Source organism: Streptomyces sp. NBC_01283 (assembly GCF_041435335.1).
Classification (GTDB): domain Bacteria; phylum Actinomycetota; class Actinomycetes; order Streptomycetales; family Streptomycetaceae; genus Streptomyces.
The window spans coordinates 2,883,508-2,903,572 of the sequence record NZ_CP108430.1 but is presented as its reverse complement, the minus strand read 5'-3'; the positions used below and the strand labels follow the sequence as shown (position 1 = coordinate 2,903,572).

Here is a 20,065-nt window from a genome sequence, read left to right as displayed (position 1 = left end):
GCGCCGGTTGGTCTCAGGGGGGTGCGCCCGGTCATTCACGCCCCCGAGTGCTCCCTTCCGCCCACCTTCGGTCGTCCACTGTCAAGTCAATCGCTTGTCGCGGGGCAGGAGTTCATTCGAAGGGGTGGCGAATGGTGGCGTTTCCGCGATCGCCCTCGCCGGAGGGGTGATCGTAGGATTACTTTCAGTAGGCGAACCCCGAATGCCGTGCACTCGTGGGTATGCCGGAGGCAAGTCGGTTTCCTGTTCGATGGGTGACGTTCTCCGGACGGAGAGCCGCACCGCGCGGCATTCTGGTAGGGCTTGGCGTGAGACCGCGCGATAAGTGTCTTGAGGGATGGGGGCGTTCCAGTGGGCGGCAATGGCGGAAGTGGTGCGAACGCTGAGAAGCGCCCCAACGAACTGCTCAATTCCTGGTTCGTGCGCAGTGGCTGGTCGAAGGGCGAGCTGGCACGCCAAGTGAACCGCAGGGCGCGACAGTTGGGCGCGCACCACATCTCCACCGACACCTCGCGGGTGCGCCGCTGGCTGGACGGCGAGAATCCTCGCGAGCCCATCCCGCGCATCCTCTCCGAGCTCTTCTCCGAGCGGTTCGGCTGTGTCGTCGCGGTCGAGGACCTCGGACTGCGCGCCGCCCACCAGTCGCCCTCCGTCTCGGGCGTCGACCTGCCCTGGACCGGACCCCAGACCGTCGCGCTCATCAGCGAGTTCTCGCGCAGCGACCTGATGCTGGCCCGGCGCGGCTTCCTCGGCACCTCGCTCGCGCTGTCCGCGGGCCCCTCCCTCATCGAGCCCATGCAGCGCTGGCTGGTCCCGGGGCCGACGTCCCCGGTCGGCGACCCGGAGCCGCCCGTCCCGTCCCGCAGGCCCGGCAGGCTCTCCAAACCGGAGCTCGACCTCCTGGAGTCCACGACCGTGATGTTCCGGCAGTGGGACGCACAGTGCGGCGGCGGACTGCGGCGCAAGGCGGTCGTCGGCCAACTGCACGAGGTGACGGACCTGTTGCAGGAGCCCCAGCCGGAGGCCACGTCCAAGCGGCTCTTCAAGGTCGCGGGCGAGCTGGCCGAACTGGCCGGCTGGATGAGCTACGACGTCGGACTCCAGCCGACCGCCCAGAAGTACTTCGTGCTGGCCCTGCACGCCGCGAAGGAAGCCGGCGAGAAGCCCCTCGGTTCGTACATCCTCTCCAGCATGAGCCGCCAGATGATCCACCTCGGGCGGCCCGACGACGCCCTCGAACTCATCCACCTCGCGCAGTACGGCAGCCGTGACTGCGCGAGCCCGCGCACCCAGGCCATGCTGTATGCGATGGAGGCCCGCGCCTACGCCAGCATGGGCCAGCCCGGCAAGTGCAAGCGGGCCGTGCGCATGGCCGAGGACACCTTCGCCGACGCCGCCGACTTCGACGAGCCCGAGCCCGACTGGATCCGCTTCTTCTCCGAGGCCGAGCTGAACGGCGAGAACGCCCACTCGTTCCGCGACCTGGCCTATGTGGCGGGCCGCAGCCCCACGTACGCCTCGCTCGCCGAGCCCGTCATGGAGCGCGCCGTCGACCTCTTCGGCAAGGACTCCGAGCACCAGCGTTCGTATGCCCTGAACCTCATCGGGATGGCCACGGTCCACCTGCTCCAGCGCGAGCCCGAGCAGAGCACGGTCCTCGCGCACGAGGCCCTCACCATCGCCAAGAAGGTCCGCTCCGAGCGGGTCAACACCCGCCTCCGCAAGACCGTGGACACCGCCGTGCGGGACTTCGGCGACATCGCCGAGGTCGTGCAGCTGACCGACCAGCTCGCCATCGACATGCCGGAAACCGCGGAGGCGGTCTGACGGCGCCCCACCAGAACTCCGGCCGCGGCCGGTCCATCCCGAACTGCCCGACTCGGCTCCCCCATGCCAAGTCAATCGGATGGCCGCCGCGGTCGGTTTGCGTTGTGTGCGCAGGGTATGAAATCGCGCCCCGCCTGACCCGGCAGTTCATGGACGCGTAACACGCACGACCTCTTCGTCACTGCGGCGAAACATCGAGGGGCGCCCCCCGAAACGGCGCTGGGCCAATCTCATGGCGCATAACGGCCCACCCCCTCTTGCCCCGCCCGCACGGGCCGCATACGACGACGAGGAGACGCCGATGCCCCCAGGCATCACGATCGCCGCAGACGCCCCGCAGCTGTCTGCCGCCAACACAGGGTTCATGCTCATCTGTTCCGCCCTGGTGATGCTCATGACGCCGGGACTCGCCTTCTTCTACGGAGGCATGGTCCGCGTCAAGAGCACGCTGAACATGCTGATGATGAGCTTCATCAGTCTGGGGATCGTCACCATCCTCTGGGTGCTGTACGGCTTCTCCATCGCGTTCGGCACCGACCACGGCAGCCTCTTCGGCTGGTCGTCCGACTACGTCGGGCTGAGCGGCATAGGCCTGACCGAGTTGTGGGACGGCTACACCATCCCGGTCTATGTCTTCGCGGTCTTCCAGCTGATGTTCGCGATCATCACGCCCGCGCTGATCAGCGGCGCGCTCGCCGACCGCGTGAAGTTCACCGCCTGGGCGCTGTTCATCACGCTCTGGGCCACGGTCGTCTACTTCCCTGTCGCGCACTGGGTGTGGGGCACGGGCGGCTGGGCCTTCGAGCTCGGCGTCATCGACTTCGCCGGTGGTACGGCCGTGCACATCAACGCCGGTGCCGCCGCGCTCGGCGTGATCCTGGTCATCGGCAAGCGCGTCGGCTTCAAGAAGGACCCGATGCGGCCGCACAGCCTGCCGCTGGTCATGCTCGGCGCCGGTCTCCTGTGGTTCGGCTGGTTCGGCTTCAACGCCGGATCGTGGCTGGGCAACGACGACGGCGTCGGCGCGATGATGTTCCTGAACACGCAGGTCGCCACCGCCGCGGCCATGCTGGCCTGGCTCGCCTACGAGAAGATCCGGCACGGCGCGTTCACCACCCTCGGTGCCGCTTCGGGTGCCGTCGCCGGTCTCGTCGCGATCACCCCGTCCGGCGGCTCCTGCTCGCCGCTCGGCGCGATCGCCATCGGCGCCATCGCCGGTCTGCTCTGCGCCATGGCCGTCGGCCTGAAGTTCAAGTTCGGCTACGACGACTCCCTCGACGTCGTCGGCGTCCACCTCGTCGGCGGTGTCGTGGGCTCGCTGCTCGTCGGCTTCTTCGCCACCGGCGGCGTCCAGTCCGACGCCAAGGGGCTCTTCTACGGAGGCGGCCTCGACCAGCTGGGCAAGCAGGCCGCCGGAGTCGGCGCCGTCCTCGCGTACTCCATGATCGCCTCCGCGATCCTCGCCTTCCTGGTCGACAAGACCATCGGGATGCGGGTCAGCGAGGACGAGGAGGTCGGGGGCATCGACCAGGTGCAGCACGCCGAGACCGCGTACGACTTCAGCGGCGCGGGCGGCGGCACGGCGCCCCGCACCGCCGCTGTGCCGAGCCCGGTCCAGGAGGCCGGCAAGGCTGCGAACGAGAAGAACAAGAGGGTGGACGCATGAAGCTCATCACCGCGGTCGTCAAGCCGCACCGGCTCGACGAGATCAAGGAGGCGCTCCAGGCCTTCGGCGTCCAGGGCCTGACCGTCACCGAGGCCAGCGGCTACGGCCGCCAGCGCGGTCACACCGAGGTCTACCGTGGCGCGGAGTACACCGTCGACCTCGTGCCGAAGATCCGGATCGAGGTTCTGGTCGAGGACGACGACGCCGAACAACTCGTGGATGTCGTGGTGAAGGCCGCCCGAACCGGCAAGATCGGGGACGGCAAGGTCTGGAGCGTCCCGGTCGAGACGGCGGTCCGGGTGCGGACCGGCGAGCGCGGGCCGGACGCGCTCTGAGCCCGGGTCGGACCAGGGCTGGGCGAACTGAGCGGAACTGAGCGGGACTGACAGGAGCTGCTGGGTGACGAGTGTGGATGTACGTGGTGAATCGGACTCGGAAGACTCCGGACCCAGCGGCTATGCGGCGGCCCGGCTGCGCCTCCTTCAAGGGGAGGCGCAGTCCGGGCCGCCGCGCCGTTCGGCTCTCGCCGACCTCACGGACGACTGGCTGACCGGACTGTTCACGGCCGCGGGTGCGCCGCGGGGGGCCGCACTGGTGGCCGTGGGCGGGTACGGCAGGGGCGAGCTGTCGCCCCGCAGCGACCTGGACCTGTTGCTGCTGCACGACGGCAGCGTGGACGCCGGTGAGGTGGCGGCCCTCGCGGACCGCATCTGGTACCCCATCTGGGATCTCGGGCTCGCCCTGGACCACTCCGTGCGTACGCCCGCGGAGGCGCGCAAGACCGCCGGCGACGACCTCAAGGTGCAGCTGGGTCTCCTTGACGCGCGGCACGTCGTGGGCGATCTCGGGCTGACCGCCGGATTGCGTACGGCCGTGCTCGCCGACTGGCGGAACCTTGCGCCGAAACGGCTGCCGGAGCTGCGCGAGCTGTGCGAGGAACGGGCCGAGCGGCAGGGGGAGTTGAGCTACCTCCTGGAGCCGGACCTGAAGGAGGCCAGGGGTGGCCTCCGGGACGCGACCGCGCTGCGGGCCGTCGCCGCGTCGTGGCTCGCGGACGCGCCGCGGGAGGGCCTCGCCGACGCCCGGCGCCGTCTGCTGGACGTGCGGGACGCGCTGCATCTGACCACGGGGCGCGCCACGGACCGGCTCGCCCTCCAGGAGCAGGATCAAGTCGCGGTCGAGCTCGGCCTGTTGGACGCGGACACCTTGCTGCGACAGGTGTACGAGGCCGCGCGCACCGTTTCGTACGCGAGTGACGTGACGTGGCGCGAGGTGGGCCGGGTGCTGCGGTCCCGGTCCGTGCGGCCCCGACTGCGGGCCATGCTGGGCGGCGGCAAGGGGGCGTCGGCCGAGCGTTCGCCGCTGGCCGAGGGGGTCGTGGAGCAGGACGGGGAGGTCGTCCTCGCCCGCGCTGCCCGGCCCGAGCGGGATCCCGTGCTGCCGCTTCGGGCCGCCGCGGCCGCGGCCCAGGCGGGTCTGCCGCTCTCGCTGCACGCGGTGCGGAGGATGGCCGCCGCGGTGCGGCCCCTGCCCACGCCGTGGCCCGCGGAGGCCCGGGAGCAGCTGGTGACGCTTCTCGGAGCGGGGCGGCCGACGGTCGAGGTGTGGGAGGCGCTGGAGGCCGAGGGGCTGATCACCCGGCTGCTGCCCGACTGGGAGCGGGTGCGGTGCCGGCCGCAGCGCAACGCCGTCCACACGTGGACGGTCGACCGGCATCTGGTGGAGACGGCGGTGCAGGCCGCCGAGCTGACGCGCCGGGTGGGCAGGCCCGACCTGCTCCTGGTGGCCGGGCTGTTGCACGACATCGGTAAGGGCTGGCCGGGGGACCACTCGGTGGCCGGGGAGATCATCGCCCGTGACGTCGCCGCCCGGATCGGCTTCGACCGGGGCGATGTGGCGGTGCTCGCGACCCTGGTGCGGCACCACCTCCTGCTGATCGAGACGGCCACGCGGCGGGACCTCGACGACCCGGCCACGGTGCGGTCGGTCGCGGACGCGGTGGGTTCGGCCGGGACCCTGGAGCTGCTGCACGCCCTGACGGAGGCGGACGCGCTGGCCACCGGGCCCGCCGCCTGGTCCACGTGGCGGGGTTCGCTCGTCGCCGACCTGGTGAAGCGGGTCGGGGCGGTGCTGTCGGGGGACGAGCCGGAGGGCACGGAGGACATCGCTCCGACCGCCGAGCAGGAGCGGCTCGCGGTGGAGGCGTTCCGCACGGGTGGGCCGGTGCTTGCGCTGCGGGCGCAGACGGAGGGGCCGGGGGACGCGGCTTCGGAGGCTTCCGGGGGCCCTGAGCCGCTGGGCGTGGAGCTGGTCATCGCGGTGCCGGAACAGCCCGGCGTGCTGTCCGCGGTCGCGGGGGTCCTCGCCATGCACCGGCTCGCCGTGCGGACCGCGGAGTTCCGGGGGATGGGGGTGCCCACCGGGGGCGATGGCTCCGTGCTGCTCCTGAACTGGTGGGTCGCCGCGGAGTACGGGTCGCTGCCCCAGGCCGCGCGATTGCGGGCGGATCTGGTGCGGGCCCTCGAGGGTTCACTGGACATCGCGGGGCGCCTCGCCGAACGGGACGCGGCGTACCCCAGGCGCCGGGGCACGGTCGCGCCACCGCCTCGCGTCACGGTGGCCTCGGCGGGCTCCCGCCTCGCGACGGTGATCGAGGTCCGCGCCCAGGACGCCCCGGGCCTGCTGCACCGCATCGGCCGTGCGCTGGAGTCGGCGGGCGTGGAGGTCCGCAGCGCCCACGCCTCGACGCTGGGCGCGAACGCGGTGGACGCGTTCTACGTGACGGACGCGGGAGCGCCTTTGCCGGGGGAGCGGGCGGCGGGGGTGGCCCGGGCGGTGGAGGAGGCGTTGAGGGGGTAGGGCCTCTCGACCAGTCCCAGGCGCCTGCGCCGCTTCCCGCACCCCTGCCCGGCGAACGCATCCGCGGCGTCGCCGCTGTGGCCTGCTCGTTCCGCATGACGGAACGAGCAGGCGTTCCCCATGACGGAAGGGGTGCCGGGTGCCCTGCCCGAGGCTGCCGGGTGGCGGTGCGCTGGACATGCGTTTTGCCGCGGGCGGCCGCTGTGCGCAAAGCGTGCGCCTCGACGTGGGGGGCGACGGTGCCAAGCGTGCGCCTTGACGTGGGCGGGTGGCGGTGCGCAGGGCGTGCGCCTTGACGTGGGCGGGCGGCGGTGCCAAGCGTGCGCCCCGACGCAGGCGGGCAGGGCTCGAAGCTGCCGGGTGGCGGTGCGCAGGGCGTGCGCCTTGACGTGGGCGGGCGGCGGTGCCAAGCGTGCGCCCCGACGCAGGCGGGCAGGGCTCGAAGCTGCCGGGTGGCGGTGCGCAGGGCGTGCGCCTTGATGTGGGCGGGCGGCGGTGCCAAGCGTGCGCCTCGACGTGGGCGGGCAGGGCTCGGAGCTGCCGGGTGGCGGTGCGCAGGGCGCGCACCTCGACGCGGGCGGGGGCATCCCGAGGCTGCCGCGCGGCGACGAAGCCTACGCCTGCCCCTGGTGCCGTAGCTGCTGCCCGCCCCTGATCCCGCACGCACTTCCCGCCGTCCCCGATGCCGTACGCGCTCCCTTCCCGCCCCCTGGCACCGCGGGGCAATCGGGTGGGTGGGTGGGAAAGGCTTGTTCGGTGTGAGGCGGACGCAGGGTGACCGGCCGCGCGGGAGGGGCCCGCGGCCTGCCCCCGGCAGCGCGAGGCCGGCGCAGGGGACCGCCCCGCCGAAGGGTGCGGAAGTCCCGCCCGACGCTGCGCACCCAAGCGCCCAGTGGTGCGGATACCCTGGAGGGCGACCCATCCGCCCTCCCCCACGCTCAGCTCCGCGCGAGCGGGGGGCGCCCCCTTCGACCCGAGGATTCGCGACCGCCGTGTTCGACACTCTCTCCGACCGCCTCGCAGCGACATTCAAGAACCTCCGGGGCAAGGGCCGCCTGTCCGAGGCGGACATCGACGCCACGGCGCGCGAGATCCGCATCGCCCTGCTCGAGGCGGATGTCGCCCTTCCCGTCGTCCGGGCCTTCATCAAGCAGGTCAAGGAGCGCGCCACCGGAGCCGAGGTCTCCCAGGCACTCAACCCCGCCCAGCAGGTCATCAAGATCGTCAACGAGGAACTCGTCGGCATTCTGGGCGGCGAGACGCGTCGGCTCCGGTTCGCGAAGAACCCGCCGACCGTCATCATGCTCGCGGGCCTGCAGGGTGCCGGTAAGACCACCCTCGCCGGAAAGCTCGGCCTCTGGCTGAAGGGGCAGGGCCACTCCCCGCTCCTCGTGGCGTGTGACCTGCAGCGGCCCAACGCCGTGAACCAGCTCTCCGTCGTCGCCGAGCGCGCCGGCGTCGGCGTCTTCGCCCCGGAGGCGGGCAATGGCGTGGGCGACCCCGTCAAGGTCGCCAAGGACTCGATCGAGTTCGCCAGGACCAAGCAGTACGACGTCGTCATCGTCGACACCGCGGGCCGCCTCGGCATCGACCAGGAGCTGATGCAGCAGGCCGCGGACATCCGCGACGCCGTCAGCCCGGACGAGGTCCTCTTCGTCGTCGACGCCATGATCGGTCAGGACGCCGTCAACACGGCGGAGTCCTTCCGCGACGGCGTCGGCTTCGACGGCGTCGTCCTGTCGAAGCTCGACGGGGACGCCCGCGGTGGTGCCGCGCTCTCCATCGCGCAGGTCACCGGCCGCCAGATCATGTTCGCCTCGAACGGCGAGAAGCTGGACGACTTCGACGCGTTCCACCCGGACCGCATGGCGTCCCGCATCCTCGGCATGGGCGACATGCTCACGCTGATCGAGAAGGCCGAGCAGACCTTCTCCCAGCAAGAGGCCGAGAAGATGGCCGCCAAGCTGCAGGGCAGCAAGGGCGGCAAGGACTTCACGCTCGACGACTTCCTGGCCCAGATGGAGCAGGTCAGGAAGATGGGCAGCATCAGCAAGCTGCTCGGGATGATGCCCGGCATGGGGCAGATCAAGGACCAGATCAACAACCTCGACGAGCGGGACGTGGACCGCACGGCCGCGATCATCAAGTCGATGACGCCCGCCGAGCGTGCGGACGCGGCGATCATCAACGGCTCGCGCCGGGCTCGTATCGCCAAGGGGTCCGGCGTCGAGGTCAGTGCCGTCAAGAACCTGGTCGAGCGCTTCTTCGAGGCCCGCAAGATGATGTCGCGGATGGCCCAGGGTGGCGGAATGCCCGGTATGCCCGGGATGCCGGGCATGGGTGGCGGCCCGGGCAAGCAGAAGAAGAAGCAGAAGCAGGCCAAGGGCAAGCGGAAGTCGGGCAACCCGATGAAGCGCAAGCAGGAGGAGCAGGAGGCCGCCGCCCGCCGCGAGCAGGCCGGTCAGGAAGGCGGCGCCTTCGGCCTCCCCGCCGGACAGCAGGGGCAGAACTTCGAGCTGCCGGACGAGTTCAAGAAGTTCATGGGCTGACACCTCGTCCCGTACGCCGCCTGGGGCGCCCCTCTGCCGAGAGGGGCGCCCCAGGCGTTTTCGGAGCAGGTGCCCAGTCCCTGTTTGTGTCGTAACGTCCGGATATGAGCAACCCTGTGCCGCCGCGCCGGGCGCCCGACAAGCCATGGCGCTCCGAGGGCGCACCGCCGCCCGAGCCCACGCCACCGCCGAAGAAGAAGATGCCGGGCGGGTGGGGTGGGCTCATCCTCACCGCGCTCATCGTCTATCTCATCGCCAACCTCGTCCTGTCCTTCTTCAACGACGGCGACGAGCCGACGATCTCGTACACGGAGTTCAGCAAGCAGGTCGACTCCGGGAACGTCACGAAGATCTACTCCAAGGGCGACGCGATCCAGGGGCAGCTCAAGAAGGAGCAGGAGAAGCCGGGCGACGAGAAGGGGAAGTACACCAAGTTCACCACCCAGCGCCCCGCCTTCGCCGACGACAAGCTCTGGGACGACCTCACCAAGCACGACGTCACCGTCACCGCCGAACCCGTCGTCCAGGAACGCAGCTTCCTCTCCAACCTGCTCATCTCGCTCGCCCCGATGCTGCTCCTGGTCTTCCTGTGGATCTTCATCGCCCGGCGGATGAGCTCGGGCATGGGCGGCGGCGCGGGCGGCATGCTGGGCCGCAAGGCGCCGCCGAAGCCGGTGGAGCTCGAACCCGGCGACAAGCGCACCACCTTCGAGGACGTGGCGGGCATCGACGAGGTCGAGGGCGAGCTCAGTGACGTCGTCGACTTCCTGAAGAACCCCGCCGCCTATCGCGAGATGGGTGCCAAGATGCCGCGGGGCGTGCTGCTCGCGGGTCTGCCCGGCACCGGTAAGACGCTGCTCGCACGGGCCGTCGCCGGTGAGGCCGGGGTGCCCTTCTTCTCGGCGTCCGCTTCGGAGTTCATCGAGATGATCGTGGGCGTCGGCGCCTCGCGCGTACGTGAACTCTTCGCCGAGGCCAGGAAAGTCGCGCCGTCCATCATCTTCATCGACGAGATCGACACCATCGGACGGGCGCGCGGCGGTGGCAGCGGGATGGGCGGACACGACGAACGCGAGCAGACGCTGAACCAGATCCTCACCGAGATGGATGGTTTCTCGGGCTCCGAAGGTGTCATCGTCCTGGCGGCCACCAACCGCGCCGACATCCTCGACCCCGCCCTGACCCGCCCCGGTCGCTTCGACCGGGTCGTCACCGTCAGCCCGCCCGACCGTGGCGGACGCGAGGCCATCCTCAAGATCCACACCCGTGAGATCCCGATGGCGGGCGACGCCGACCTCGCCCAGGTCGCCCGTACGACGCCGGGGATGACCGGCGCGGAACTCGCCAACCTCGCCAACGAGGCCGCGCTGCTCGCCGTCAAGCGCAAGCAGAAGGAAGTGACGCAGGCCGACCTCTCCGAGGCGCTCGAAAAGGTCCAGCTCGGTGCCGAGAGGCCGCTGGTCATGCCGGACGAGGAGCGGCGGCGCACGGCGTACCACGAGAGCGGGCACGCCCTGCTCGGCATGCTGCAGCCCGGCGCCGACCCGGTACGGAAGATCACCATCGTGCCCCGGGGCCGCGCCCTGGGCGTCACGCTGTCGACCCCGGACTCCGACAAGTACGCGTACACGGAGGAGTATCTGCGCGGCCGCATCATCGGCGCCCTGGGCGGCATGGCGGCCGAGCAGGTCGTCTTCGGCGTCGTCACGACGGGCGCCGAGAACGACCTGGAGCAGGTCACCAACATCGCCCGCGGCATGGTCGGCCGCTGGGGCATGAGCGAACGCGTGGGCCGGCTCTCCGCACTCCCGAGCGATGCCCAGCAGGCGTACGGGCTCTCGGCCGCCCCGGTCACCCTGGACACGATCGACCACGAGATGCGGCGGATCGTCGACGAGTGCTACGAGATCGCGTGCCGGCAGCTGACGGACCACCGGGGTCAGCTGGACGCCCTGGCCGCCGCGCTCCTGGAGAACGAGACCCTGGAGGAGGAGGCCGCCTACCGGGTCGCCGGCATCACACGGCTCACCAAGGACGCCGGCTAGTTCTCTTCGCGGGCGAAACGGCCCTGACCGCCCGCGGACGGCGCTGGGCGGAAGCCGGCCCGCTACCGCGTACGCGCGATCAAGTAACGGAAGACGTTTGGCATCCACACGGTCCCGTCCCGCCGCTTGTGCGGGTGCAGGGCCTCCGTCAGCTCCTTGTCGACCTGAACCTGATCCGTCGCGCCCACCGCCGCGTCGAACAGTCCCGTGGAGAGCAGACCGCGCACCGCGCTGTCGGTGTCCGCGTACCCGAAGGGGCATGCGACGCGTCCCGAACCGTCCGGCTTGAGGCCCGCCCGCTGGGCGACCTCCTCCAGGTCGTCGCGGAGCGCGGGGCGCCAACTTCCCGCACTCCGGAGCGGGTCGGCGAGCTTGGTCGCCACCTTCAGTACGGAAGAGGTCGTGCAGCGCTCCGGCGGACCCCATCCCGCGAGGACCACGGGGGTGCCGCGCCCGGTCAGCGGAACGGTGGCCTCCAGAAGGCCGGAGAGGCCCTCGGAGTCGCCCGCCACGCAGCCGATCGGCTGGAACGCGGTCACCATGGTGAAGGCGGGCACGCCCGGCCCCGTGACATCGGCGGGGCCGCCCTCGACAAGCCGGGTGCCGCCCTGCGGTCGTTCGTCCGAGCCCGCGTCCGGCAGCAGGCGTTCGCGTGCCAGGGCGAGCCGTTCGGGTGCCGAGCAGTCGACACCGGTCACCGAAGCGCCCCGGGAAGCCGCCATCAGGAGGGCGAGTCCGGAACCGCAGCCGAGACCGAGAAGCCGGGTTCCGCTGCCGACGTCGAGTCGTTCGTACACCGCTTCATAGAGCGGCACCAGCATCCGTTCCTGGATTTCCGCCCAGTCACGCGCGCGTGCGCACCGGTCCACGCCGCGGGGGGGCGTGCCCGCGCGGGGGAGGTGCGACTGCGCGAGTGTAGGTGTCATCGAAAGCGCCCCAATCCGACGAGAGTTGCTGGAGTGTCGTATTCAAACGGTTCGTCCGCCCCCGTGCAGTGCGCTCGCACTCCCCCCGTATGCCAGAGAACTCCGCATCCGTCGCGGCGTCCAGAGGTTGTGGGGCAATGCTTGTGTGCCACCGTCGTGCGCCCCCCGGGAGAGCCCCGGAACAATTCAATTCACGCTCTCGGGAGGCCCGCCGTACCATGCGCGCCATGGCTAAGGCACCCGTTCTCACGCCCCGGGCGGAAGACTTTCCGCGCTGGTACCAGGACCTCATCAACAAGGCCGAGCTGGCCGACAACGGTCCGGTGCGCGGCACCATGGTGATCCGACCGTACGGCTACGGTCTGTGGGAACGCATGCAGCAGGACATGGACGCGCGCATCAAGGAGACGGGTACCCAGAACGCGTACTTCCCCCTCCTCATCCCGCAGTCGTACCTGACCCGTGAGGCCGAGCACGTCGAGGGTTTCGCCCCCGAACTGGCCGTCGTCACGCACGGAGGGGGCAAGGAGCTTGAGGAACCGGTCGTCATCCGCCCCACCTCCGAGACGATCGTCAACGAGTACTTCTCCAAGTGGGTGCAGAGCTACCGCGACCTGCCGCTCCTGATCAACCAGTGGGCGAACGTGGTCCGTTGGGAGCTGCGGCCCAGGCTCTTCCTGCGCACGTCGGAGTTCCTCTGGCAGGAGGGCCACACGGCCCACGCGACGTACGAGGAAGCACGCGATTTCGCGGCCCGCATCCACCAGCACGTCTACGGAGCCTTCATGCGGGACGTCCTCGCGATGGACTTCGTCCTGGGCCGCAAGACCGCCCAGGAGCGCTTCGCGGGCGCCATCAACACCCTCACGCTCGAAGGCATGATGGGCGACGGCAAGGCCCTCCAGCTCGGCACCAGCCACGAACTCGGCCAGAACTTCGCCAGGGCCTTCCACACCCGGTACCTCTCCAGGGAAGGCAAGCAGGAGCTCGTCTGGCAGACCTCCTGGGGCAGTACGACGCGCATGATCGGCGCCCTGGTGATGATGCACGGCGACGACAGCGGCCTGCGGGTCCCGCCGCGCCTCGCACCGGTCCAGGCCGTGGTCCTCGCCATCAAGGGCGACGACGCGGTGCTCGCCAAGGTCCGCGAGATCGGCGACCGCCTCAAGGCCGCGGGCGTGCGCGTCCAGGTCGACGACCGCACGGACACCCCCTTCGGGCGCCGTGTCGTCGACTGGGAGCTCAAGGGAGTGCCGGTCCGCGTCGAGGTCGGCCCGCGCGACCTGGAGAACGGCACCGCGATGCTGGCCCGCCGCATCAGGGGAGGCAAGGAGCCGGTCGCGGTCGACTCGCTGGCGACGCTGCTGCCCACCGTCCTCGAAGAGGACCAGCAGCTGCTTCTCGACCGGGCCCGCGAGCGCCGGGAATCCCGCACCTCGGACGTCACCACCGTCGGCCAGGCCGTGGAGGCCACGGCCGCCGGCGGCTGGGCGCGGATCCCCTGGGCCACGCTCGGCCCGGAGGGCGAGGCGGAGCTCGCGGAGCACTCGGTGTCCGTGCGGTGTCTGGTCGCGGAGGACGGGGCGGTGCCGGACGCCGACGACGCCCCGGGTAACGTCGCTGTCGTGGCTCGCGCCTACTGACGGGCGCTCCTCCGGTACCGGCGCGCTCGATCCCGGCTCGTACGCCTGCCGGGTAAGACGAGCTCCGGTGTGCGCAGTTCCTCTACGCGCGGGCGCGTACGCGCTACTACGTACCGGCTTGCCACGAGCTGCGAGGCTTCTGGGCAGATCAGCGCACCCGCCCTCGTCCGGACGCATCAATGGCACATCAAGGGCAACTGACGGGTACGTGCAAATTATTTGGGATGCCCCGGAATGGAACCCCTGGGCATTCCGGCTCGTTGTTCACGACGTGAGCACGACACCACCTGTTCTCGCCGCAGAGCTGGCACAGGCGTGGGCCGATATTCAGCGGCACCACCCCGAGCTGCCCGATCTTGCCGCGCCCGAATCCCTGATCGGAGAGTCGTCGTCCGCCTGCGGCGCCGAACTCTCCTTCGAGCGACTGCTCCACGAGGCAGTCCATGGCATCGCCGCGTCACGCGGCGTACGCGACACCTCACGCGCGGGCCGCTATCACAACCGCAGATTCCTCGCGATCGCCGAGGAGCTGGGCCTCGACCACCCCGAGGAGCCGCATCCCAGCAGCGGCTTCTCGCTGGTCACGCTCAACCCCGAGGCGCGCAAGCGCTACCGCCCGACGATCGAGCGGCTCCAGCGTGCCCTCAAGGCGCACACCGCGGCGACCGCCGCCGACACGGCACGCAGCTTCCGGGGCCCGGCCGCACGGCACGGCTCCTCCGGGGGCGGCGTCCGCGTCAAGGCGGTCTGCGACTGTGGACGCAACGTCCGCGTCGTCCCTTCGGTGCTCGCCCAGGCGCCCATCGTCTGCGGCGGCTGCGGCAAGCCCTTCCGTATCCCGGAAGTGGTCGGCGCCGCGGCCGGCTGACCGGCTGAGCTGGAGCTGCGTCGCCCGGGGCGCCCGGACTGGTTTCGGACGCCCCGCCGACGTATGGCACAATGGCTAGCTGTACTCGACAGCCGCATAGGAACCCTCTCGCCTCCGGCTGACGCGTCCATCGGGCACCCCGAGTACCGCAACCCCACGTGGCATCTCGTTGTGCCCAACCACGTCAAGACCAGGAGACACCACTCCAGTGGCAGTCAAGATCAAGCTGAAGCGTCTGGGCAAGATCCGTTCGCCTCACTACCGCATCGTCGTCGCCGACTCCCGTACCCGCCGTGATGGTCGGGCCATCGAGGAGATCGGTCTGTACCACCCGGTGCAGAACCCCTCGCGCATCGAGGTCGACTCGGAGCGCGCGCAGTACTGGCTCTCCGTCGGCGCTCAGCCGACCGAGCCGGTCATGGCGATCCTGAAGCTCACCGGTGACTGGCAGGCGCACAAGGGCCTTCCGGCCCCCGCGCCGCTGCTCGTCGCGGAGCCCAAGGACAAGCGCGCCGCGTTCGAGGCCTTCACCAAGGGCCTCGAGGGCGACGACGCCAAGGGTGAGGCCATCACCCAGAAGGCCAAGAAGGCTGACAAGAAGGCGGACGCGGCCGAGGCCGCGCCCACCGAGTCGACCGAGGCCTGAGCATGCTCGAGGAGGCTCTCGAGCACCTCGTGAAGGGCATTGTCGACAACCCCGACGACGTGCAGGTCGCCTCGCGCAACCTGCGCAGGGGGCGTGTGCTCGAGGTCCGGGTTCACCCGGATGACCTCGGCAAGGTGATCGGCCGTAACGGCCGTACCGCGCGCGCTCTGCGGACCGTCGTGGGCGCCATCGGCGGCCGCGGTGTCCGCGTCGACCTCGTCGACGTGGACCAGGTTCACTGAACCACAGGTAGCACCGGCACGGGCCGGGGAGGGCTTCTGGCCTTCCTCGGCCCGTAGTCGTTTGTATAGGCATCCGTAGTACGTCCGCGGGCGTCTGTAGTCGCCGACGGGACACTTCCGTAGGCACATGACAGGAGAGAGCAGTGCAGCTGGTAGTCGCGCGGATCGGCCGCGCCCATGGCATCAAGGGTGAGGTCACCGTCGAGGTGCGTACCGACGAGCCGGAGCTCCGGCTCGGGCCCGGCGCCGTCCTCGCCACCGACCCCGCCTCCACGGGGCCGCTGACCATCGAGACCGGCCGGGTGCACAGCGGCCGCCTCCTGCTGCGCTTCGAGGGCGTACGCGACCGCACGGGCGCCGAGGCGCTGCGCAACACGCTGCTGATCGCGGAGGTCGACCCGGAAGAGCTTCCGGAGGACGAGGACGAGTACTACGACCACCAGCTGATGGACCTCGACATCGTCACCAAGGAGGGCGTCGAGGTCGGCCGGATCACCGAGATCTCGCACCTGCCCTCGCAGGACCTGTTCATCGTGGAGCGGCCCGACGGCAGCGAGGTGATGATCCCCTTCGTGGAGTCGATCGTCACCGAGATCGACCTGGAGGAGCAGCGGGCGATCATCGACCCGCCGCCCGGCCTGATCGACGACCGCGCGGAGATCGCGTCCGCCAGGGACGATGAGGCTCCTTCGGACAAGGCTCCTTCGGGGGACGACGCCTGATGCGGCTCGACGTCGTCACGATCTTCCCGGAGTACCTGGAGCCCCTGAACGTCTCCCTCGTCGGCAAGGCACGCGCGCGTGGCCAGCTCGACGTGAACGTGCACGACCTCAGGGAGTGGACGTACGACCGGCACAACACGGTCGACGACACCCCCTACGGCGGCGGCCCCGGCATGGTCATGAAGACCGAGCCCTGGGGCGCGGCCCTCGACGACGCGCTCGCCGACGGCTATGAGGCGGGTGCCCACGGGCCCGTCCTGGTCGTCCCCACCCCGAGCGGGCGGCCCTTCACCCAGGAGCTCGCCGTCGAGCTCTCCGAGCGGCCCTGGCTGGTCTTCACGCCCGCGCGCTACGAGGGCATCGACCGCCGCGTCATCGACGAGTACGCGACCCGGATGCCGGTCTACGAAGTGTCGATCGGCGACTACGTCCTCGCGGGCGGCGAGGCGGCCGTCCTGGTCGTCACCGAGGCCGTGGCCCGGCTCCTGCCCGGAGTCCTGGGCAACGCCGAGTCCCACCGCGACGACTCCTTCGCGCCCGGCGCCATGGCGAACCTCCTCGAAGGCCCCGTCTACACGAAGCCTCCGGAGTGGCGCGGTCACGGCATTCCGGACGTGCTCGTCAGCGGCCACCACGGCAAGATCGCGCGCTGGCGCAGGGACGAGGCGCTGCGGCGCACGGTCCGCACCAGGCCCGATCTGATCGAGCGCTGCGACCCCGCCGCCTTCGACAAGAAGGACCGCGAGATGCTCTCGATCCTGGGGTGGCGGCCGGGCCCCGACGGCCGATTTGGGCGAGACCCCGAGGCCGTGGAACAATAGGCCGCTGCTGTACGTCCAGCGTGCGCCCCTGCCACAGGGGGAAAGACGCCCGCCCGACGCGAACAGCTATCGAATCCTCATCACGAACTTCCCGCTGATGACCTGTGGCATCAGTGAAGAAAGCAGACGATCATGGCTAACCTGCTCGACTCCGTCGACAGCGCTTCGCTGCGCACCGACATCCCGGCCTTCCGCCCGGGTGACACCGTCAACGTCCACGTGCGCGTCATCGAGGGCAACCGCTCCCGTGTGCAGCAGTTCAAGGGCGTAGTCATCCGTCGCCAGGGTGCCGGCGTGCGCGAGACCTTCACGGTCCGCAAGGTCTCCTTCTCCGTCGGCGTGGAGCGCACCTTCCCGGTGCACACCCCGATCGTCGAGAAGATCGAGCTCGTCTCCCGCGGCGCCGTGCGTCGCGCGAAGCTGTACTACCTCCGTGAGCTGCGCGGCAAGGCCGCGAAGATCAAGGAGAAGCGCGACAACTGAGCTCGCGCACGGGTCCACAGCGGAGCCGGATAGCATCTGGCCCCGATGGACACCGAAGCACAGCACACGGAGCGCGACCGCTCCTCCCCACCCACCGACTCCCCGAGCGCCGAGCGCGACGGAGGGTCCGAGGGGGCGGAGGGCCGGTCGCGCTCCGCTTTTATGTCGTTCGTGTCCTGGGTGCCCGGCGGCAGGATCACCCTGACGCTGCTCATCTGCATGGTGTCCCTGCTGCTCGTCAGCACCTTCGTGATGCAGCCGTTCCAGATCCCCAGCAGCTCCATGGAGCCCGCGTTCCGGGTCGGAGACCGGGTACTCGTCAACAAGTTGGCGTACCGTTTCGGTTCCGAGCCGCAGCGAGGTGACGGGGTCGTCTTCGACGGCAGTGGCTACTTCGGGGATGCCGACTACATCAAGCGGGTCGCAGGGGTGGGCGGAGACCGGGTGGTCTGCTGCGACGAGCGGGGGAGGATCAAGGTGAACGGCGAGCCCGTCGACGAGCCGTACCTGTACCCGGGGGACACCCCCTCAAAGGCGCGCTTCGTCGCGGTCGTCCCCGAAGGCACCCTGTTCGTCCTCGGTGACCATCGCAGCCACTCCAGCGACTCCCGCGACCACCTGGGCCAGCCCGGCGGCGGCATGATCCCCGTCGACTCCGTGATCGGCAGGGCCGACTGGATCGCCTGGCCCATCGGTCACTGGACCTCCCTGGAGCGTCCCGACAGCTACGCGCGCGTGCCGGCACCAGGCGGCGCGCATGGGTAACCGCGGGCGGACCCGGGCCGCCAGCCACCGCACGGACACCCGGCTGCCCACCGGCTCCCGCCCCACCACGGGTCCCGTACTGCCCGGAAGGGCCGAGCGGCGCAAGCTCGCACGGAAGGTCAAGCGGCGCAGGCAGCGCTCGGCGATCAAGGAGATACCTCTCCTCATAGGCGTCGCGCTGCTGATAGCCCTGGTCCTGAAGACCTTCCTGGTGCAGGCCTTCGTGATCCCCTCGGGCTCGATGGAGCAGACGATCAAGATCGGCGACCGGGTCCTCGTCGACAAGCTCACCCCGTGGTTCGGTGCCAAGCCCGAACGCGGCGATGTCGTCGTCTTCAAGGACCCCGGCGACTGGCTCAAGGACGAGCAGGCCAAGAAGAAGGACGACCCCGTAGGCGTCAAGCAGGTCAAGGAAGGCCTCACCTTCATCGGGCTGCTGCCCTCCGACGACGAACGCGACCTGATCAAGCGCGTGGTCGGCGTCGGCGGCGACACCGTGAAGTGCTGCGACAAGAACAAGAAGCTCACGGTCAACGGAGTCCCGCTCACCGAGCCGTACATCAACCCGGGGGATGACCCCTCGTCGTTCAACTTCGAGGTGAAGGTCCCCAAGGGGCGCCTCTTCGTCATGGGTGACCACCGCTCCGACTCGGCCGACTCCCGTTTCCACCGCACCGAGAAGTTCAGCGGCACCGTCTCCGAGGACAGTGTGGTCGGGCGGGCACTCGTCATCGCCTGGCCCTTCGACCACTGGCGCAAGCTGGAAGAGCCCGATACGTACGCGTCTGTGCCCGACGCGCGTGCGGGTTCGGACACCGCCATCGGGGCGTCGCATAGGCTGGCCCCCGGCGATCGATACGGATTGACCGGACTCCCGACCCCTGCGGAACTCCCGCTCGTTATGGGAGTGGTGGGCCTGCATCGCATCAGGAGCGGGCAGCGGCACGGACTGAGGAGTGGATGTGGGGGATGTGGCGGTCGGCGCACGGTCCGGACACGGTGGGCCCGAGGAGCAGCCAGGGCGATCAGACGAGCCGGAGGCCGGGGCCGCGGCGGACGGCGTGAACCCCGGGAGTGACACCGCGGGCGCCCGTCCCGCACCCGATGAGACGGACGGGAAGCCCGCCAAGGGGGCGAAGAAGCCCCGCTCCTTCTGGAAGGAGCTGCCACTCCTCATCGGCATCGCGCTGATCCTGGCGCTGGTGATCAAGACTTTCCTGGTGCAGGCGTTCTCGATTCCCTCGGACTCGATGCAGAACACGCTCCAGAAGGGCGACCGCGTCCTGGTCGACAAGCTGACACCGTGGTTCGGCTCGGAGCCGGAGCGCGGCGAGGTCGTCGTCTTCAACGACCCGGGCCACTGGCTCGACGGTGAGCCGACGCCCGACCCGAACGCGATTCAGCGGGTCCTCGGCTGGGTCGGCCTGATGCCGTCCGCCGACGAGAAGGACCTGATCAAGCGGGTCATCGCGGTCGGCGGTGACACGGTGGAGTGCAAGGGCACCGGCCCGGTGAAGGTCAACGGCAAGGCGCTGAACGAGCCGTACGTCTTCGAGGGCAACACCCCGTGCAGCGTCGACGACCAGGGCGGCCAGTTCAAGGTCACCGTCCCCGCGGGCAAGATCTGGGTCATGGGTGACCACCGGCAGAACTCGCTGGACTCCCGCTACCACCAGAACCAGCCCGGCGGCGGCGCCGTCCCCGTCGACAACGTCGTGGGCCGCGCCATCGTGATCGCCTGGCCGCCCACCCGCTGGGCGACGCTGCCCAAGCCGGACACCTTCGACCAGCAGGGCATCAACGCCGCGATGAGCGCGGCGCCCGCGGCCCTCGGCCTCGCGGGTGCGGTGCCGGTCGTGCTCTGGCGCAGGCGTCGGCTCACGGTGGCCGCTGCCCAGGCCGCGAGGGTTTCTGGCGGAGGTACCGCCGGGTAGGGTGCCGTCCCAGATCACCGATCTTCCGTGCTCCTGCTCGTAGGGGCGCGGGGTCGTCTCCGATATGGG

The 20,065-nt window shown here is 70.3% G+C and carries 17 protein-coding genes; 16 read left to right on the top strand and 1 reads right to left on the bottom strand.

Features of this window, described 5'->3' with window-relative positions:
* Positions 1-351 precede the first annotated feature (351 nt).
* The 6 genes from OG302_RS12990 (at position 352) to ftsH (ending at position 10,946) form a co-directional block, all read left to right on the top strand.
* Positions 352-1,827, top strand: coding sequence for a hypothetical protein (locus OG302_RS12990; protein WP_371526941.1), 1,476 nt, complete (start codon positions 352-354; stop codon positions 1,825-1,827).
* A gap of 301 nt (positions 1,828-2,128) precedes the next feature.
* Positions 2,129-3,493 (top strand): ammonium transporter, encoded by a 1,365-nt coding sequence (locus OG302_RS12985; protein WP_371526940.1) that lies wholly within the window; start codon positions 2,129-2,131, stop codon positions 3,491-3,493.
* Positions 3,490-3,828: a P-II family nitrogen regulator gene (locus tag OG302_RS12980; protein WP_249587501.1), complete on the top strand. Its 339-nt coding sequence runs from the start codon at positions 3,490-3,492 to the stop codon at positions 3,826-3,828. The genes OG302_RS12985 and OG302_RS12980 overlap by 4 nt, the downstream gene beginning before the upstream one ends.
* 64 nt (positions 3,829-3,892) lie before the next feature.
* Entirely contained in the window at positions 3,893-6,352 is a 2,460-nt protein-coding gene (locus OG302_RS12975) for a [protein-PII] uridylyltransferase (protein WP_371526939.1), read from the top strand.
* A 992-nt stretch (positions 6,353-7,344) separates the two neighbouring features.
* Complete coding sequence (gene ffh, locus OG302_RS12970; protein WP_371526938.1) at positions 7,345-8,901, top strand: signal recognition particle protein; 1,557 nt, start codon at positions 7,345-7,347, stop codon at positions 8,899-8,901.
* Between the two features lie 104 nt (positions 8,902-9,005).
* The gene (ftsH, locus tag OG302_RS12965; RefSeq protein WP_371526937.1) at positions 9,006-10,946 is read left to right on the top strand and encodes an ATP-dependent zinc metalloprotease FtsH; all 1,941 of its coding nucleotides are present in this window, start codon (positions 9,006-9,008) and stop codon (positions 10,944-10,946) included.
* A 62-nt stretch (positions 10,947-11,008) separates the two neighbouring features.
* On the opposite strand, the gene OG302_RS12960 is transcribed toward ftsH, so the two are convergent.
* A complete protein-coding gene (locus tag OG302_RS12960; RefSeq protein ID WP_371526936.1) occupies positions 11,009-11,872 on the bottom strand; it encodes an SAM-dependent methyltransferase in 864 nt (287 codons plus the stop codon).
* A 227-nt stretch (positions 11,873-12,099) separates the two neighbouring features.
* Here OG302_RS12960 and proS point away from each other — a divergent pair, with 227 nt between their 5' ends.
* The 10 genes from proS to lepB (OG302_RS12910) all read left to right on the top strand — a co-directional run bounded on the left by proS (position 12,100) and on the right by lepB (OG302_RS12910) (position 19,996).
* A complete protein-coding gene (gene proS, locus OG302_RS12955; RefSeq protein WP_371526935.1) occupies positions 12,100-13,515 on the top strand; it encodes a proline--tRNA ligase in 1,416 nt (471 codons plus the stop codon).
* Between the two features lie 271 nt (positions 13,516-13,786).
* Positions 13,787-14,383 carry a hypothetical protein gene (locus OG302_RS12950; RefSeq protein WP_351165389.1) on the top strand — a complete coding sequence of 199 codons (597 nt, stop codon included), beginning with the start codon at positions 13,787-13,789 and terminating at the stop codon, positions 14,381-14,383.
* 208 nt (positions 14,384-14,591) lie between these two features.
* The gene (rpsP, locus tag OG302_RS12945; RefSeq protein WP_361838045.1) at positions 14,592-15,029 is read left to right on the top strand and encodes a 30S ribosomal protein S16; all 438 of its coding nucleotides are present in this window, start codon (positions 14,592-14,594) and stop codon (positions 15,027-15,029) included.
* 2 nt (positions 15,030-15,031) lie between these two features.
* Positions 15,032-15,271, top strand: a complete 240-nt coding sequence (locus OG302_RS12940; protein WP_030361979.1) for an RNA-binding protein — start codon at positions 15,032-15,034, stop codon at positions 15,269-15,271.
* A gap of 143 nt (positions 15,272-15,414) precedes the next feature.
* The gene (gene rimM / locus OG302_RS12935; RefSeq protein WP_371526934.1) at positions 15,415-15,993 is read left to right on the top strand and encodes a ribosome maturation factor RimM; all 579 of its coding nucleotides are present in this window, start codon (positions 15,415-15,417) and stop codon (positions 15,991-15,993) included.
* Positions 15,993-16,814, top strand: coding sequence for a tRNA (guanosine(37)-N1)-methyltransferase TrmD (gene trmD / locus OG302_RS12930; RefSeq protein WP_361838040.1), 822 nt, complete (start codon positions 15,993-15,995; stop codon positions 16,812-16,814). Before rimM ends, trmD begins: the two co-directional genes overlap by 1 nt.
* A gap of 132 nt (positions 16,815-16,946) precedes the next feature.
* On the top strand, positions 16,947-17,297 hold the full coding sequence (rplS, locus tag OG302_RS12925; protein ID WP_160507458.1) for a 50S ribosomal protein L19: 351 nt from the start codon (positions 16,947-16,949) through the stop codon (positions 17,295-17,297).
* 45 nt (positions 17,298-17,342) lie between these two features.
* Positions 17,343-18,062 (top strand): signal peptidase I, encoded by a 720-nt coding sequence (gene lepB / locus OG302_RS12920; protein WP_371526933.1) that lies wholly within the window; start codon positions 17,343-17,345, stop codon positions 18,060-18,062.
* A complete protein-coding gene (lepB, locus tag OG302_RS12915) occupies positions 18,055-19,140 on the top strand; it encodes a signal peptidase I (protein ID WP_371526932.1) in 1,086 nt (361 codons plus the stop codon). The genes lepB (OG302_RS12920) and lepB (OG302_RS12915) overlap by 8 nt, the downstream gene beginning before the upstream one ends.
* Positions 19,025-19,996 carry a signal peptidase I gene (gene lepB, locus OG302_RS12910; RefSeq protein ID WP_371526931.1) on the top strand — a complete coding sequence of 324 codons (972 nt, stop codon included), beginning with the start codon at positions 19,025-19,027 and terminating at the stop codon, positions 19,994-19,996. The genes lepB (OG302_RS12915) and lepB (OG302_RS12910) overlap by 116 nt, the downstream gene beginning before the upstream one ends.
* Positions 19,997-20,065 lie beyond the last annotated feature (69 nt).

Bases quoted from the DNA above. Each gene is read 5' to 3' on its own strand.
- OG302_RS12960 (WP_371526936.1), bottom strand. From the start codon at position 11,872: ATGACACCTACACTCGCGCAGTCGCACCTCCCCCGCGCGGGCACGCCC.
- lepB (WP_371526932.1), top strand. From the start codon at position 18,055: ATGGGTAACCGCGGGCGGACCCGGGCCGCCAGCCACCGCACGGACACC.
- rplS (WP_160507458.1), top strand. From the start codon at position 16,947: ATGGCTAACCTGCTCGACTCCGTCGACAGCGCTTCGCTGCGCACCGAC.
- trmD (WP_361838040.1), top strand. From the start codon at position 15,993: ATGCGGCTCGACGTCGTCACGATCTTCCCGGAGTACCTGGAGCCCCTG.
- ftsH (WP_371526937.1), top strand. From the start codon at position 9,006: ATGAGCAACCCTGTGCCGCCGCGCCGGGCGCCCGACAAGCCATGGCGC.
- OG302_RS12980 (WP_249587501.1), top strand. From the start codon at position 3,490: ATGAAGCTCATCACCGCGGTCGTCAAGCCGCACCGGCTCGACGAGATC.
- OG302_RS12940 (WP_030361979.1), top strand. From the start codon at position 15,032: ATGCTCGAGGAGGCTCTCGAGCACCTCGTGAAGGGCATTGTCGACAAC.
- lepB (WP_371526933.1), top strand. From the start codon at position 17,343: ATGGACACCGAAGCACAGCACACGGAGCGCGACCGCTCCTCCCCACCC.
- proS (WP_371526935.1), top strand. From the start codon at position 12,100: ATGGCTAAGGCACCCGTTCTCACGCCCCGGGCGGAAGACTTTCCGCGC.
- OG302_RS12985 (WP_371526940.1), top strand. From the start codon at position 2,129: ATGCCCCCAGGCATCACGATCGCCGCAGACGCCCCGCAGCTGTCTGCC.